The sequence below is a fragment of the Variovorax sp. PMC12 genome (assembly GCF_003019815.1).
Lineage (GTDB): Bacteria > Pseudomonadota > Gammaproteobacteria > Burkholderiales > Burkholderiaceae_C > Variovorax.
Genome location: NZ_CP027773.1, coordinates 5423290 through 5438777 on the forward strand (window position 1 = coordinate 5423290; position 15488 = coordinate 5438777).

Sequence of the window (15488 nt, forward strand, 5' to 3'; positions counted from 1 at the left end):
GTGCCACGCGTTTCTGGCTACTTGACCTGCTGCTTGCCCAGCTTGCGCGCCAGCGTGCGCCGGTGCATGCCGAGCCTGCGCGCGGTTTCTGAAATATTGAAGCCGGTCTCGGCCAGCGTCTCGTGGATGCGCTCCCATTCGAGCGTCTTGATCGAGGTGGAGCGGTTGGTCAGCTCGACCTCGGTGGTGCCGGCGGCGCGCCCGAAGGCGGCCTCGATGTCGTCGGTGTTCGACGGCTTGGCCAGGTAGTGGCAGGCGCCGAGCTTGATGGCCTCCACCGCCGTGGCAATGCTCGCAAAGCCCGTCAGCACCACGATCAGCATCTTGGCGTTGTGACGGTGCAGCATCTGCACGCAGGCCAGGCCCGAGGCCTCGCCGTTGAGCTTGAGGTCGACCACCGCATAGCCGGGCGACAGCGTTTCCAGCAGGGCGCCGGTCTCCTCGAGGTTGCTCGCGTGCGTCACCACGTAGCCGCGTCGCTCGAACGAACGGCCGAGCGTGCGCGCGAAGGCATCGTCGTCCTCGACGATCAGCAACTGGCGCTCAGCTTCGGTTTCGGTCATGGCCTTGTGTTTCAGTGGTGCCGTGGTGGTCGAGGGCCGCGGGTTCCTGCTCGTCGTCCTCTTCCTCGTCTTCCTCTTCTTCCAGCACGATGGCTGCCAGGGGCAGCGTGATCTTGACGATCGCGCCGCCCTCGGGCCGGTTGCCCGCGGCGACCCTGCCGCCGACGGTGCGCGCCACGTTCACGACCAGGAACAGCCCCAGCCCGCCGCCCGGGCGGCCCTTGCTCGACTGGTAGGGTTTGCCGAACTCCTTCAGGATGGCCGGCAGGAAGCCGGGGCCCGCGTCCGTGACAGTGATCGTCAGCGCGTCGGCGTCGTGCGCCGCCTCCAGGCGCAGCCAGTGCGGCGACGCCTCCAGCGCATTGTCCAGCACGTTGCAGATCATCTGCTTGAGGGCCGAGTCGGAAACCATGGGCAGGTCCCGGCCAAAGTGGTTGTCGTACTCGAAGTCCTCGATGGGGCGCGTGGTGCGCCACTCTTCGATCAGGTCGTCCAGGAAGGTGCTGACCGTGGTTTCCTCGGACGACTCGCCGCGCGCCTCGCCGGCCGACAGCAGGATGCCGCTCACGATGCTCTTGCAGCGCTGGATCTGCAGCTCCATCTCGGCCACTTCGGTCAGCAGCTCGGGGTCGGAGCTGAAGTGCGGCAGCCGGCGCCAGTCGCCCAGGATCACCGCCAGCGTGGCCAGCGGCGTGCCCAGTTCGTGCGCCGCGCCCGAGGCCAGCAGGCCCATGCGCACGATGTGTTCTTCCTCCGAGGCGCGCTGGCGCAGGTCGGCCAGCCGGGCGTCGCGGGCGCGCAGGTTGCGGCTGATGCGGGTAATGAAGATCACCAGCAGCGCGGCGTTCAGCGCAAAGCACACCAGCATGCCCTGGATGTAGGGGCTCCAGAGGCCCCGGTTGTGGTCCAGCGGCAGCGCCAGCGGGCGCGAGAACAGCGCCAGCCCGGCAAAGCAGATGCTGGTGATGACCACGATGGTCCAGGTCGACCAGGGCTTCAGCAGCACCGCGCCCAGCGTCACCTGCAGCAGGAACAGGAACACAAACGGGTTGGTGGCGCCGCCGCTCAGGTAGAGCTGGGCCGTGAGCGTGGCCACGTCGACCAGCAGCGCGAGGAACAGTTCGCCGTTGGTCACGCGCCGGTGGCTGCGCGCGCGCAGCAGGCTCACCATGTTGAAGAGCGCCAGGCAGGTCAGCACCTGCAGCATGTGGTCCAGCGGCAGCCGGATGGCGAAGCCGTAGTGCACCACGAGGATGGTGACGACCTGCCCGACCACGGCAAACCAGCGCAGCTGGATCAGCTGCTGCATGTTCTGGTGGCCGGTGGCGTTGTCGAGGCTGGCGACGCCGGCGCGGGGGGCATGAAGCTCCCCCGCGACCGCGACGGCCTCAGTCGCGGCGGGCATCTTGGGGGGTGGAGCGGGCGTCGGCATCGGCCGCATTTTCGCTGCGGCGCACGAACCAGGCTGCGATCAGCACCATCAGCGCCAGGCCATACCAGGTCAGTGCGTAGACCAGGTGGCTGTTGGGGAAGGCGATGACGGTCAGGCCCGCGGCGGGCCAGGCGGGTGTTTGGTCGGCCGGCGTATCGGCCGGGGCGGGCGCGGCTTCGGCGTCGATGAAGTAGGGCGCCACGTCGGCCAGGCCGCGCGCGGCGGCAATGGCCTGCACGTCGCGCGAGAACCAGCGGTCGGCTGCCGGGTCGTTCGTGCGCAGGAAGCCGCCCTTGGGCTCGGTGAGGCGCAGCAGCCCGGCGACGGTGGTCTCGCCCTGGGGCTCGGCCGCGGTGCGGGCCGCGCGCTCGCGCGCCTCGGGCGGCACGAAGCCCCGGTTGACCAGCACCACGGTGCCGTCGGCCGCGCGCAGCGGGGTCAGCACCCAGAAGCCTGCGCCGAGCCGGGTGCTCGCCTGCACCAGGGTTTCCTTGTCGTGGAGGAAAGTGCCGGCGATGCGGATGTGCCGGTATTCGTCGTTGGCCGCGTTGACGGTGGGCCATTCGTTTCGCCCGGGGGCCGTGGTGGCCGGGGCATGCACGCGCTGCTCGACGCGGGCGATGAGATCGAGCTTCCAGGCCCTGCGCTCGACCTGCCAGGTGCCGAGCGCGAGAAAGCCGAAGAAGGCGATGGCGGCAAGGACCGCCAGCGCCACCCGTGCGGCGGTGGAGCGCTGGCGGACTGCCGGCGCCATCAGGGCATGTTCTTCATGTCGTGCATCGAGTGCGGCATCATGTTGGTGTTCATGTGGTACATGACCCACAGCGAACCGGCCAGCGTGATGACCACGACGACGAGCGTGAAGATCAGCGCCAGCATGTTCCAGCCGCCTTCGGACTTGGCGTCCATGTGCAGGAAATAGACCATGTGCACCACGATCTGCACCACGGCGAAGGCCAGGATGACGAGGGCGGTGGTGTTCGGCTTGTCGAACACCTTGGCCATCACCAGCCAGAACGGAATGGCGGTGAGGATCACGGCCAGCACGAAGCCGGTCATGTAGCCCTTGAAGGTGCTGTGGCTCACCGGACCATCGTCGTGGTGGTCATGGCTGTCGTGGCCATGTGCGCCATGGCCGGCGGTTTCGATATGCGCGCTCATTGCAGCGATCCCATCAGGTACACGAAGGTGAAGACGCCGATCCAGACCACGTCCAGAAAGTGCCAGAACATCGACAGGCACATCAGGCGGCGGCGGTTGGCGGCGGTGAAGCCGTGCTTGGGCAGCTGGAACATCAGCACGATGAGCCAGACGATGCCGAAGGTCACGTGCAGGCCGTGGGTGCCCACCAGCGCGAAGAACGACGACAGGAACGCGCTGCGCTGCGGGCCGGCGCCTTCGTGGATCAGGTGCGCGAATTCATACAGCTCGAGGCCGATGAAGCCCGCGCCCAGCAGGCCGGTGATGGCCAGCCACACCAGCACGCCGCCCATGCGGCGCTGCTGCATCTGCAGCATGGCGAAGCCGTAGGTGATGGACGACAGCAGCAGCAGCGAGGTGTTGATCGCCACCAGCGGCAGGTCGAACAGGTCGGCGCCCGAGGGGCCGGCCGCGTAGCTGCGGCCCAGCACGCCGTACACCGCGAACAGGCAGGCGAAGATCAGGCAGTCGCTCATCAGGTAGAGCCAGAACCCCAGCAGGGTCCCGTTCTCCGGATGATGGTCTTCGTTGCGGACGTTGAACAGCTCGAAGGTGGGCACGCTCGCGGCGTTGCCCACGGTGTTCGCGTGGCTGGGGGAGAGGGCGGAACTGTTAGACATTGGCTGCCAGCAGGCGCGTACGCGCTTCTTCGGTGCGGACGACTTCTTCCGTGGGGATGTGGTAGTCGCGCTTGTAGTTGAAGGTATGGATGATCGTGGCGGCGAGCATGGCGACGAAGCCGATGCCGGCCACGAGCCACATCTGCCAGATCAGCGCGAAGCCGCACGCCGCTGCCAGCGCAGCGATGATGAAGCCGGCGGCCGTGTTCTTGGGCATGTGGATCGGGCTGAAGCCTTCCAGCGGACGCTCGTAGCCGCGCGCCTTCATGTCGGACCAGGCGTCGTTGTCATGCACGCGCGGCGTGAACGCGAAGTTGTAGGCCGGCGGAGGCGACGAGGTCGACCATTCCAGCGTGCGGCCATTCCACGGGTCGCCCGTGGTGTCGCGCAGCGATTCGCGGCGGATGAAGCTCACCACCAGCTGGATGATGAACGAGGCGATGCCCAGCGCGATCAGCACGGCGCCGAAGGCGGCGATCTGGAACCAGATCTGCAGCGACATGTCCTGGAAGTGGCTCATGCGGCGGGTCACGCCCATCAGGCCCAGGATGTACAGCGGCATGAAGGCGAACCAGAAGCCGACGATCCAGAACCAGAACGAGCACTTGCCCCAGAACGGGTCGAGCTTGTAGCCGAAGGCCTTCGGGAACCAGTAGGTGATGCCCGCCAGCATGCCGAACAGCACGCCGCCGATGATCACGTTGTGGAAGTGGGCGATCAGGAACAGGCTGTTGTGCAGCACGAAGTCGGCCGGGGGAACGGCCAGCAGCACGCCGGTCATGCCGCCGATCACGAAGGTGATCATGAAGCCGATGGTCCACATCATGGGCAGCTCGAAACGGATGCGGCCGCGGTACATGGTGAAGAGCCAGTTGAAGATCTTCGCCCCCGTCGGGATCGAGATGATCATCGTCGTGATGCCGAAGAACGAGTTCACGCTGGCGCCGGAGCCCATGGTGAAGAAGTGGTGCAGCCAGACGAGGTAGGACAGGATGGTGATCACGACCGTGGCGTACACCATGGAGGCGTAGCCGAACAGGCGCTTGCCGGAGAAGGTGGAGACCACTTCCGAGAAGATGCCGAAGGCCGGCAGGATCAGGATGTACACCTCGGGGTGGCCCCAGATCCAGATCAGGTTCACGTACATCATGGCGTTGCCGCCCATGTCGTTCGTGAAGAAGTTGGTGCCGACGTAGCGGTCGAGCGACAGCAGGGCCAGCACGGCGGTCAGCACCGGGAAGGCGGCGACGATCAGCACGTTGGTGCACAGGGCGGTCCAGGTGAAGACGGGCATCTTCATCATGGTCATGCCGGGCGCGCGCATCTTCACGATGGTCGCCAGCAGGTTCACGCCGGACAGCAACGTGCCCACCCCCGCTATCTGCAACGACCATATGTAGTAGTCGACCCCCACGTCGGGGCTGTAGAGAATGCCCGACAGCGGCGGATAGGCCAGCCAGCCGGTCTTGGCGAACTCGCCGACGAACAGCGACGCCATCACGAGGCCGGCGCCGAAGGTGGTCATCCAGAAGCTGAAGTTGTTCAGGAACGGGAAGGCCACGTCGCGCGCGCCGATCTGCAGCGGCACCACGAAGTTCATGAGGCCGGTGACCAGCGGCATCGCCACGAAGAAGATCATGATCACGCCGTGGGCAGTGAAGACCTGGTCGTAGTGGTGCGGCGGCAGGAAGCCGGCGTTGTCGCCGAAGGACATGGCCTGCTGGGCCCGCATCATCAGGGCGTCGGCGAAGCCGCGCAGCAGCATCACCAGGCCCAGGATGATGTACATGATGCCGATCTTCTTGTGGTCGATGCTGGTGATCCAGTCGCGCCACAGCATGCCCCACAGCTTGAAGTAGGTGATTGCGCCGAGGACGGCGATGCCGCCCAGCACCACGCCCGCGAAGGTCGCGAGCAGGATGGGCTCGTGGTAGGGAATCGCCTCCCAGGTGAGGCGGCCGAAGACGAGCTTCGTCAGGTCTAGGTTCTGCAACATCTTATTCTTCGGTGGTGCACATCGCGGTGACGTACTTGCGCTTGGGCGTGTCGAGGGAATCGGTCAGCCAGGCTTGCTTGGTGGCAACGTTGAAGGCGCCGGGCTTGCCCATGCCGCCGTCGGCGTCGATGGCCATCATTTCCTTCATGCACATCTTGTTGCGGTCGACGCACAGGTTCAGGATGGCGTCGTACAGCGCGGGGTCCACGGCGGCGTAGTGGCGCACGGGCTCGCGCTCGCTGGGAGCCTCGAGCTTCTTGTAGAGCTCGCGCGTGAGTTCGCCGTCCTTGCCGGCCTTGACCTTCTGGACCCACTGGTCGAAGTCGCCGTCGCTCAGGCCGTGGAACTTGAAGCGCATGCCCGAGAAGCCCGCGCCGCTGTAGTTGGCGGAGAAGCCGTCGAACTCGCCAGGCTTGTTGATCACCGCGTGCAGCTTGGTCTCCATGCCGGGCATGGCGTAGATCTGGCCGGCCAGCGCGGGGATGAAGAAGGAGTTCATGACCGAGGAGGCCGTGATCTTGAAGCTGATCGGGCGGTCGACCGGCGCGGCCAGTTCGTTCACCGTGGCGATGCCCTGCTCGGGGTAGATGAACAGCCACTTCCAGTCGAGCGCCACCACTTCGACCACCAGCGGCTTGGTGTCCGCGGGGATCGGGCGCTGGGCGTCGAGGCGACGCAGCGGCTGGTAGGGGTCGAGCACGTGGGTGCTGATCCAGGTGATCGCGCCCAGCGCGATGATGATGAGCAGCGGCGCCGCCCAGATCGCCAGCTCGAGTTGGGTGGAGTGGTCCCAGTCGGGGCTGTAGGTGGCCTCCTTGTTCGACTGGCGGTATCGCCAGGCGAAGAAGATGGTCAGGGCGATCACCGGGATGATGATGATCAGCATCAGCACGGTGGAGACGACGATGAGCCGTCCCTGCTGGTGGGCGATGTCGCCGGATGGGTTCATCAGCACCGTGTTGCAGCCCGCCAGGAGGACGGCGGGAAGCAGCAGGAGCGATCGGCGAAAGTTCTTGAGGATGTGCATGCCGGGGGAAAAGAGGTGCGGGGGCGACGCAAAAAGACCCCACAATCTACGCCCGAAGACGGGTTTCGCCTATTGGACGTTTTGTCCTATGGCGGTAAATGTGTTTCGGTGAGACGCTATAGGTTGTCCATGATCCCATGTGTCACTTCCTGAGGTGACACCCGAATTACAGAAGCAATGACGACGTCCAGCATCAGTCCGCAAGGCGCCCATCCGCTGCCGAACTCGCCCGAAGCCGGCGCCCGGCAGGGTGACGACCACTCGCACATCGCCCCCGGCGAGATCGCGGTTGGCGTGATCATCGGCCGCGCATCCGAATATTTCGACTTTTTCGTCTACGGCATCGCCTCGGTGCTGGTGTTTCCTGCGGTCTTCTTCCCGTTCGAGCAACATCTTGAAGGTGTTCTCTACTCTTTCCTGATTTTCTCGTTCGCCTTCATTGCGCGTCCGTTCGGAACGGTCATCTCCATGGCCATCCAGCGACGTTTCGGGCGGGAAGCCAAGCTGACCCTGGCGCTTTTCGTGCTCGGCACGTCCACCGCCGGCATTGCCTTCCTGCCGGGCTACGCCAGCCTGGGCTTCACGGCCATCGTGCTGCTGTCGGTGTTCCGGTTCGGCCAGGGCCTGGCGCTGGGCGGCTCGTGGGACGGCCTGCCGTCGCTGCTCGCGCTGAACGCGCCGGCCAACCGCCGCGGCTGGTACGCCATGCTGGGCCAGCTGGGCGCTCCCATCGGCTTCTTCATCGCCAGCGCGCTGTTCGCGTACCTGTATTCGAGCCTGCCGTCGGAAGACTTCCTCGACTGGGGCTGGCGCTACAGCTTCTACGTGGCCTTCGCGATCAACGTGGTGGCGCTGTTCGCCCGCCTGCGCCTGGTGGCGACCGACGAATACTCGCGCCTGCTCGAAGAGCGCGAACTGGAACCCACCAGCGTGACCGAACTGGTCGGCTCGCAAGGCTCGAACGTCCTGATCGGCGCCTTCGCTGCGCTGGCCAGCTATGCGCTGTTCCACCTGATCACCGTGTTCCCGCTGTCCTGGATCACGCTGTATTCCGACCAGTCCGTCACCGAATTCCTGGTCGTGCAGATGATCGGCGCTGTGCTCGGCGCCGCCGGCATCGTGGCCTCGGGCCTGCTGGCCGACCGCATCGGCCGCCGCTTCACGCTGGGCGGCCTGGCTGCAGTGATCGCCGCGTTCAGCGGCTTCGCGCCCACGCTGCTCGACGGCGGGCGCATCGGCCAGGACATCTTCATCCTGGTGGGCTTCGTGATCCTGGGCTTGTCGTACGGCCAGGCAGCCGGTGCCGTGACCTCGAACTTCGCGCCCAAGTACCGCTACGTGGGTGCCGCCCTGACGGCCGACGTGGCATGGCTGGTCGGCGCTGCGTTCGCACCGCTGGTCGCGCTGGGCCTGTCGGCTCACTTCGGCCTGGCCTATGTGAGCGTGTACCTGCTGTCGGGTGCCGTCGCCACGCTGGCTGCGCTGGGGCTGAACCGGGCGCTGGCGCGCGACTGACCAGGTTGCCGAACCGCAGCGCGCGCAGCGGTTGTTTCTTTCAAAGGGGCCGTGTCGGCCCCTTTTTCATTAGGATGCCCCGATGTTCGCCGCCGCAATTTTCGACATGGACGGGCTGCTCATCGATTCGGAGCGCCCCATCATGGCCGCCTGGATCGAGGCCGCCCGCACGCTCGACATCGAGCTTTCGCACAGCCAGTACCTGCAGGTGGTGGGGCTGGCCATGACCGAGTCGCAGCACATCCTCGCGTCGCTGCTGGGCGGGCCGGACGCCTACGACCACGCCGCGGCCCATGTGCGCCAGCGCCTGCAGCTCGAGCGCTCCGACGGCACGCCGTTGTTTCCCGTCAAGCCCGGCGCGGCCGAGTTCCTGGCTGCGCTGCGTGAACGCGGCACGCGCTGCGCCGTGGCTTCGTCGTCGACCAGCGGGCAGATCCAGGCCTGCCTCGGCAGTCTCGGCCTGCTGCACCATTTCTCGGCCTTCGCGGGCGGCGACGAGGTGGCGCGCGCCAAGCCCGATCCGGCGCTCTACCTGCTGGCAGCCGAGCGGCTGGGCGTGGATCCGGCGGAGTGCATCGCCTTCGAGGACAGCGAGAACGGCGCCAAGGCGGCGCTGGCGGCGGGGCTGCGGGTCGTGGTGGTGCCCGACCTCAAGCATCCGCCCGAGGCCATCACCGGCCGGGCGTTCCATGTGCTCGAGTCGCTGCACGACGCGGTGCCGCACCTGCCGCGCTGGTTTCCGTCGCCGGCCGGGACGCAGGGAAAGCAACCCGCATGATCAAGATCGGCACGCTCTGCCATGTGGTCGACAGCTGCCTGGCGTCGCCCTTCACCGAGCGTGCGGTGGGCCGGATCGTGGAAGTGGTTTCGCCGCCCTACGAAGCGCCGAGCGAGCGCTACCTGCCCGGCACCTACTACGACGTGGCGTTCGAGGGCTGGACCTTCTATTGCCGCAGCGACAAGCTCGTGCCGATTTCCGACCCCGATGCCGAGATCGAGCGCTGGGAAGACGCCTTCCTCGACGAGCCGTCGCCGGCCGTTCAGAGCACTTCGTCGCGCAGTTGCGGGAACACCTTCGACACCTTCGCCAGCAGGTAGTCGCCGTAGCGCCCGCTGAAGGCGTGCACGTTGGCGCGGTCCCAGCGCCCGGCGCTGTCGTCGCGTGCCTCGGCGCCAGCCAGGCCCTCGATGCGCTGCACGCGCGCCTCGAAGTTCGGGTCGAAGAACAGCGGAAACGACAGCCGGTCGTGCCCCGAGGTGTTGCGCTTCACGCGGTGCGGCGTCGACTTGTAGAGCCCGCCGGTCATGCGGTCGAGCATGTCGCCGATGTTGCAGACGAACGACCCCGCGACCGGCGGCGCGTCGATCCAGCCGCCGGGCGTATGCACCGCGAGGCCGCCGATCTGGTCTTGGTGCAGGATCGTGAGCAGCCCGTAGTCGGTGTGCTCGCCCACGCCCCATTGCACGTCCAGGCCTTCGGGCACCGGTTGCGACGGATAGTTGAACAGGCGGAACAGGATCAGCGGATCGCCCGTGTAGCGCTCGGCGAAGTAGCCGGCCGGCAGGCCCAGGCTCAGCGCGATGCCTTCCATGAGCCGGTGGCCGAGTTGCGTGACGGCCGCCATGTAGTCGAGGATGGTTTCGCGAAAACCCGGCACGTCGGGGAACAGGTTGGGCCCGTGCACCGGCGTCTTCGCCAGCACCAGCGGGTGCGTGGCGGGCAGCTCGGTGCCCAGGTAGAGGCCTTCCTTCCAGTCGGGCCGGCCGGAGGTCAGCTCGCCGCCGAGCGGAAAGTAGCCGCGCCATGCGCGACCGCCCAGGGCCATGCGCCACTGCATCTTGGTTTCCTCGGGCAGCTCGAAGAAGCGGTGGCTCAGGTCTTCGAGCCGCCGCACCAGCGCGGGGTCGACGCCGTGGCCGGTCACGTAGAAGAAGCCGTGGGCGCGGCAGGTGGCGCCGATCTGCGAGGCGACGGCCTCGCGCCCGACGGAGCCGGCAACGAGCGCCGAAACGTCGATGAGGGGGAGCGATGCGTCGGTCATGCGTCTCTCGAGAAAGGGGATCGGATGTCGGACAGGAACTGCTGCGCGCGCGGATGCTGCGGGCGGTTGAAGAAGTCGTCGGGCGTGGCGCGTTCCAGCACCTTGCCTTCGTCCATGAACAGCACGCGGTCGGCCACCTCGCGCGCGAAGCCCATCTCGTGCGTCACGCAGACCATCGTCATGCCGTCGCGCGTGAGGTCGCGCATCACCAGCAGCACCTCGCCGACCATCTCGGGGTCGAGCGCGCTGGTGGGCTCGTCGAACAGCATCAGCGGCGGCTGCATGGCCAGCGCGCGCGCAATGGCCACGCGCTGCTGCTGGCCGCCGGACAGTTCGCTCGGCCATGCGTCGGCCTTGTTCGACAGGCCCACGCGGTGCAGCAGCGCCAGCGCGCGCTCGTCGGCTTCCTTGCGCGTGAGGCCGCGCAGCTGCATGGGCGCCATCGTGCAGTTCTGCAGCACCGTGAGATGCGGGAACAGGTTGAACTGCTGAAAGACGAAGCCGATGCGCGAGCGAAAGGCGTTCACGTCCAGGCCCGGCGCATGGATGTCCTGCCCGTCGACCACGATGCGGCCCGACTGGATCGGCTCCAGCCGGTTGAAGGTGCGGATCAGCGTCGACTTGCCCGAGCCCGATGGCCCGCACACCACGACGACTTCGCCCTTGCGGATGGTCTCGGTCACGTCGACCAGCGCGTGGTAGCTGCCGTACCACTTGTTGACTTTTTCGAGTTCGATCATGCGGACACCTTGGCGGTGGCTGTGGAGATGCCGCGGCGCGCGAGCCGGCGTTCGAGCCAGTAGGCGAAGCGCGACAGGCCGAAGCAGAGAATGAAATACGTACCGCCCAATATCAGGTAGATCTGCGCGGGCTTGGTGAACACCTGCGTGTTGATCTGCGTCGCGATGAACGACACCTCGGCCAGCCCGATGATGTAGCCCAGAGAGGTCTCCTTGATGGTCGAGACGAACTGGTTCACCAGCGAAGGCAGCATGCTGCGCAGCGCCTGCGGCAGCACCACCAGCCGCATCGCGCGGCCGTAGCCCAGGCCGAGCGCGCGGGCGGTTTCCATCTGCCCGCGCGGCAGGCCCTGGATGCCGGCGCGCACGATCTCGGCGAGATAGGCGGCGTCGAACACCACCAGCGCGATCAGCATGGTGGTGAACTGGTCGGTCTTTACTCCGGTGACGCTGGGCAGGAAGAAGTAGGCCCAGAAGATCACCATCAGGAGCGGCAGCCCGCGCACCACGAACACGAAGCCCGTGACCGGCCAGCGCAGCCAGCGCCACGGGCTCACGCGCGCCAGGCCCAGCACGATGCCCAGCGGCAGTGCGAGCACCAGCCCGCAGGAGGCCAGCAGCAGCGTGAGCACGAGCCCGCCGAGCGGGCCGTTCGGGTACTGCCCGATGAGGAAGTAGACCCAGTAGTCGTTGATGATCTGAAGCATCGCGTCGGGCCTTCAGATGGTCCGCACCGGATAGCGGTGGTGGTACCAGGTCGCCAGCCCTGTGATGGCCAGTGATACGGTGAGGTACGCGGCGCTCGCGAACGCGAACGACTCGAAGCTGCGGAAGGTCGCGCTCTCGACCTGCCCGGCTTGGTACATCAGCTCGGCCACGCCGATCACGGTGGCGATGGAAGTGTTCTTCCACAGGCTCAGCGTCTGCGAGATGAGCGGCGGAACGGTCACGCGCAGCGCCTGCGGCAGCACCACGCGGCGCATGGTGGCCAGGTAGCTGAAGCCCATCGCGCGCCCGGCTTCGAACTGCACCAGCGGAATTGCGCGGATGCCGCTGCGGATGTCCTCGGCCATGAAGGCCGCCGTGTACAGCGCCAGCGCGATCACCGCGCTGAAGGCCTCGATGTGCCCCGCGTAGAGCCATTGCTTGATGCCCTCGGGCAGCAGCTCGGGCGCGCCGAAATACCAGAAAAGCATGTGCGCGAGCAGCGGGATGTTGCGGATCGACTCGACGTATGCAAAGCCGAGCCAGCGCAGCGGCGCGAAGGGCGACAGCCGCAGCAGCGCCACCACCAGCGCGATGGGCAGGGCCAGCACCAGCGCGGCCGCGAGCAGCTGCAGCGACAGCAGCAGGCCCGCGACCAGCATGTCGTGGTACTTGCCGGTGAGCAGCAAGGAATAGTCGAACAGGGGCATGAGGGGCGACAGTATCACCGTCGCGCGCGGTCTTGGCTCCCTCCCCCGCTGGGGGAGGGTTGGGGTGGGGGCACGACGGCGCCCGGAAAGACGCGGCGCTCATGCGGAGCCCGCGCGCCCCAACCCGGCCTTCCCCCGGCGGGGGAAGGAGAAAGACAGGCTCAGTCGATCTTGTCGCTGTCGAGCTTGAAGTCGCGCGTCTGGAAGCCCGACGCCGTGTTCGGGCCATACCACTTGATGAAGATCTTCTCGGCCTCGCCGGACTTCTCGAGCTCGCGCAGCGTGTCGTCCACCACCGCCTTCAGGCCGGCCTCGCCCTTCTTGATGCCGATGGCCAGTGCCTCGGTGCTCAGGTTCTGCTTGAGCACCACGTACTGCGCCTTCTGCGGGCCCAGCTTGGCGTAGCTGCGCAGCAGCGCGGCTTCGTCGTCCACATAGCCCACGCCCTTGCCCTGCTGCAGCGCCTGGAAGGCCTGCTGGCTGGTGTCGAAGGTGACCACCTCGACATTGGGCACGGCCTTGCGGATGTTCGGCTCCTGCGTGCCGCCGCGGATGGTCAGCACCTTCTTGCCGGCGAGCTGCGGCACGTCGGTGATGCCGCTGTCCTTCTTCACGATGGCCTTCTGGCCGGTGACGAAGGTGGTGAGCGAGAAGTCGATCTGCGCCTCGCGCTCCTTGTTGTGCGTGAGGCCTGCGGCCACCAGGTCGACGTGCCCCTGCTGCAGTTCCGGAATGCGCGCGGCCACCGCGATCTGCTTGAGCACCGGCTTCACGCCGATCTTCTTTGCGATGGCGTTCACCAGGTCGACCTCGTAGCCGACGATCTGGCGCGTCTTCGGATCGATGAAGGTCGCGGGCTCGTCGGTGCCGAGCACGCCGACGACCAGTTCGCCTTTCTTCTTGATGTCGGCCAACTGGTCGGCGTGTGCGACGGTGCCGAGCAGCAGGGCGGAGGCGGCAACTGCCGCGGCAATCAGGTTCAAGCGCATGTTCTTCTCCTTCAGGGAAAGCAGGGCGAGACCATATCAATAAAACCTCGGATCATTAAATGGTCAATTCATATATCGACATGTGCGCGGGGCTATGTGTGGCACGCCGGCCTGTGCATGCCTGTGGGGCTGCTGAAGGCGCGGCTTTCGCGCTGGGTTAAATTCACGTCGCCGACCGGCCGGTCGCGAACGAAAGCGTGCTCTCCCCCAGGCATGCCCCGGCCGCTCTTTCCAGATATCCCATCCAGCGAGTTTTCCATGATCATCAAACCGCGTGTGCGCGGCTTCATCTGCGTGACCACCCATCCGACGGGTTGCGAAGCCAACGTCCGGCAACAGATCGACTACGTCAAGGCCCGGCCTCCCATCGCGGGCGGCCCGAAGAAGGTGCTGGTCATCGGCGCGTCCACCGGTTATGGCCTGGCCGCGCGCATCACCGCCGCCTTCGGCTGCGGCGCCGACACGCTCGGCGTGTTCTTCGAGCGCGCGGGCAGCGAGAACCGCCCCGGCTCGCCCGGCTGGTACAACACCGCCGCCTTCCATCGCGCCGCCGAGGCCGAGGGCCGCTATGCGAAGAGCATCAACGGCGACGGCTTCTCCGACGAGGTGAAGCAGCTGACCATCGACGCCATCCGTGCCGATCTGGGGCAGGTCGACCTCGTGGTCTACAGCCTGGCCGCGCCGCGCCGCACGCATCCGAAGACTGGCCAGGTCTTCAACTCGGTGCTCAAGCCCATCGGCAAGCCGGTGACCCTGCGCGGGCTCGACACCGACAGCGGTACCGTGAAGGAATCGGTGCTCGAGCCCGCGACGCAGGAAGAGATCGACAACACCGTGGCCGTCATGGGCGGTGAAGACTGGCAGATGTGGATCGACGCCCTGCAGCAGGCCGGCGTGCTGGCCGACGGCGCCAGGACCACCGCCTTCACCTACCTGGGCGAGCAGATCACGCACGACATCTACTGGAACGGCTCCATCGGCGCGGCCAAGAAAGACCTCGACCAGAAGGTTCTGGGCATTCGCGAGACGCTGGCCGCGAAGGGCGGCGATGCGCGGGTATCGGTGCTGAAGGCGGTCGTCACGCAGGCCAGCTCGGCCATTCCGATGATGCCGCTGTACCTGTCGCTGCTGTTCAAGGTGATGAAGGCGCAGGGCACGCACGAGGGCTGCATCGAGCAGGTGCACGGCCTCTACGCCGACAGCCTCTACGGCGGCGCACCGCACATCGACGACGAAGGCCGCCTGCGCGCCGACTACAAGGAACTGGCGCCGCAGGTGCAGGCCCGCGTGCTCGAACTCTGGCCGCAGGTGACCGACGAGAACCTCAACACCATCAGCGATTTCGCGGGCTACAAGGCCGAGTTCCTGCGGCTCTTCGGCTTCGGGGTGGAAGGCGTGGACTACGAGGCCGACGTGAACCCCGACGTGGGCATTCCGAACCTCGTGCAGGCCTGAGCACCTGCGGCACGGATACTTGCGCCCATGCAGATTCAAGAAAAGCCGCCCGCCGGCACGCCGTTCGACTGGATCGGCGGCGAGCCGAAGGTGGAGGCGCTGGTCGAGCGCTTCTACGACCTGATGGACCTCGAGCCCGCCTACGCGCAGCTGCGCGCGGTGCACGGCACCAGCCTCGACAACGCACGCCAGCGCCTGTTCTGGTTCCTGTGCGGATGGCTCGGCGGCCCGCAGCACTACACCGACCGCTTCGGCCACCCGATGCTGCGCGCGCGCCACCTGCCGCAGAGCATCGGCGGCCACACCATCGGCATCAAGGAACGCGACCAGTGGCTGGCCTGCATGGACCAGGCCATGGGCGAGACGGGCGTGCCGGAAGACCTGCGCGCGAGGTTGCGTGACTCCTTCTTCAAGACCGCCGACTGGATGCGCAACCGCGGCGAATGACGCGGCCACAGCGCGACCGAATACATAACGACTCCGAAAGACGCTTT

At 66.7% G+C, this 15488-nt stretch carries 17 protein-coding genes; 5 read left to right on the top strand and 12 right to left on the bottom strand.

Translation table 11 applies throughout. The features are described 5' to 3' along the window. Positions 1 to 17: 17 nt before the first annotated feature. The 7 genes from C4F17_RS25430 to cyoA are packed head-to-tail and all read right to left on the bottom strand — an operon-like array spanning position 18 to position 6838. On the bottom strand, positions 18 to 563 hold the full coding sequence (locus C4F17_RS25430) for a response regulator transcription factor (protein WP_081265933.1): 546 nt from the start codon (positions 561 to 563) through the stop codon (positions 18 to 20). Next, a complete protein-coding gene (locus C4F17_RS25435) occupies positions 544 to 1968 on the bottom strand; it encodes an ATP-binding protein (protein WP_234382374.1) in 1425 nt (474 codons plus the stop codon). The genes C4F17_RS25430 and C4F17_RS25435 overlap by 20 nt, the downstream gene beginning before the upstream one ends. Continuing rightward, a complete protein-coding gene (locus C4F17_RS25440) occupies positions 1952 to 2749 on the bottom strand; it encodes an SURF1 family protein (RefSeq protein WP_106937097.1) in 798 nt (265 codons plus the stop codon). Before C4F17_RS25440 ends, C4F17_RS25435 begins: the two co-directional genes overlap by 17 nt. Then, entirely contained in the window at positions 2749 to 3156 is a 408-nt protein-coding gene (gene cyoD, locus C4F17_RS25445) for a cytochrome o ubiquinol oxidase subunit IV (RefSeq protein ID WP_081265931.1), read from the bottom strand. Before cyoD ends, C4F17_RS25440 begins: the two co-directional genes overlap by 1 nt. Next, positions 3153 to 3815 (bottom strand): cytochrome o ubiquinol oxidase subunit III, encoded by a 663-nt coding sequence (gene cyoC / locus C4F17_RS25450; RefSeq protein WP_081265930.1) that lies wholly within the window; start codon positions 3813 to 3815, stop codon positions 3153 to 3155. The genes cyoD and cyoC overlap by 4 nt, the downstream gene beginning before the upstream one ends. After that, positions 3808 to 5811: a cytochrome o ubiquinol oxidase subunit I gene (cyoB, locus tag C4F17_RS25455; RefSeq protein WP_081265929.1), complete on the bottom strand. Its 2004-nt coding sequence runs from the start codon at positions 5809 to 5811 to the stop codon at positions 3808 to 3810. Before cyoB ends, cyoC begins: the two co-directional genes overlap by 8 nt. Before the next feature lies 1 nt (position 5812). Beyond that, complete coding sequence (cyoA, locus tag C4F17_RS25460; RefSeq protein ID WP_081265928.1) at positions 5813 to 6838, bottom strand: ubiquinol oxidase subunit II; 1026 nt, start codon at positions 6836 to 6838, stop codon at positions 5813 to 5815. A 177-nt stretch (positions 6839 to 7015) separates the two neighbouring features. Between cyoA and C4F17_RS25465 the strand changes: the two genes are divergently transcribed. From C4F17_RS25465 to C4F17_RS25475, 3 genes are all read left to right on the top strand, one after another. After that, complete coding sequence (locus C4F17_RS25465; RefSeq protein ID WP_081265927.1) at positions 7016 to 8353, top strand: MFS transporter; 1338 nt, start codon at positions 7016 to 7018, stop codon at positions 8351 to 8353. Positions 8354 to 8435: 82 nt separating this feature from the next. Beyond that, positions 8436 to 9131 (top strand): HAD family hydrolase, encoded by a 696-nt coding sequence (locus C4F17_RS25470; RefSeq protein WP_106937098.1) that lies wholly within the window; start codon positions 8436 to 8438, stop codon positions 9129 to 9131. Then, complete coding sequence (locus C4F17_RS25475; protein ID WP_106937099.1) at positions 9128 to 9451, top strand: hypothetical protein; 324 nt, start codon at positions 9128 to 9130, stop codon at positions 9449 to 9451. The genes C4F17_RS25470 and C4F17_RS25475 overlap by 4 nt, the downstream gene beginning before the upstream one ends. Here the strand turns inward: C4F17_RS25475 and C4F17_RS25480 are convergent. The 5 genes from C4F17_RS25480 to C4F17_RS25505 form a co-directional block, all read right to left on the bottom strand. Next, a complete protein-coding gene (locus C4F17_RS25480; RefSeq protein ID WP_106937100.1) occupies positions 9394 to 10395 on the bottom strand; it encodes an isopenicillin N synthase family dioxygenase in 1002 nt (333 codons plus the stop codon). The two genes, C4F17_RS25475 and C4F17_RS25480, sit on opposite strands and share 58 nt — an antisense overlap. After that, positions 10392 to 11135 (bottom strand): amino acid ABC transporter ATP-binding protein, encoded by a 744-nt coding sequence (locus C4F17_RS25485; RefSeq protein WP_106937101.1) that lies wholly within the window; start codon positions 11133 to 11135, stop codon positions 10392 to 10394. The genes C4F17_RS25480 and C4F17_RS25485 overlap by 4 nt, the downstream gene beginning before the upstream one ends. Next, a complete protein-coding gene (locus C4F17_RS25490; RefSeq protein ID WP_081265922.1) occupies positions 11132 to 11842 on the bottom strand; it encodes an amino acid ABC transporter permease in 711 nt (236 codons plus the stop codon). Before C4F17_RS25490 ends, C4F17_RS25485 begins: the two co-directional genes overlap by 4 nt. Positions 11843 to 11854: 12 nt before the next feature. Next, the gene (locus tag C4F17_RS25495; protein ID WP_081265921.1) at positions 11855 to 12550 is read right to left on the bottom strand and encodes an amino acid ABC transporter permease; all 696 of its coding nucleotides are present in this window, start codon (positions 12548 to 12550) and stop codon (positions 11855 to 11857) included. 161 nt (positions 12551 to 12711) lie between these two features. Then, positions 12712 to 13539, bottom strand: a complete 828-nt coding sequence (locus tag C4F17_RS25505) for an ABC transporter substrate-binding protein (RefSeq protein WP_106937103.1) — start codon at positions 13537 to 13539, stop codon at positions 12712 to 12714. Between the two features lie 258 nt (positions 13540 to 13797). On the opposite strand from C4F17_RS25505, the gene fabV reads away from it, so the two are divergent. Together fabV and C4F17_RS25515 are read left to right on the top strand one after the other, a co-directional pair. Next, positions 13798 to 14994: an enoyl-ACP reductase FabV gene (fabV, locus tag C4F17_RS25510; protein WP_106937104.1), complete on the top strand. Its 1197-nt coding sequence runs from the start codon at positions 13798 to 13800 to the stop codon at positions 14992 to 14994. Positions 14995 to 15021: 27 nt separating this feature from the next. Then, entirely contained in the window at positions 15022 to 15441 is a 420-nt protein-coding gene (locus tag C4F17_RS25515; protein WP_007839268.1) for a group II truncated hemoglobin, read from the top strand. Positions 15442 to 15488 lie beyond the last annotated feature (47 nt).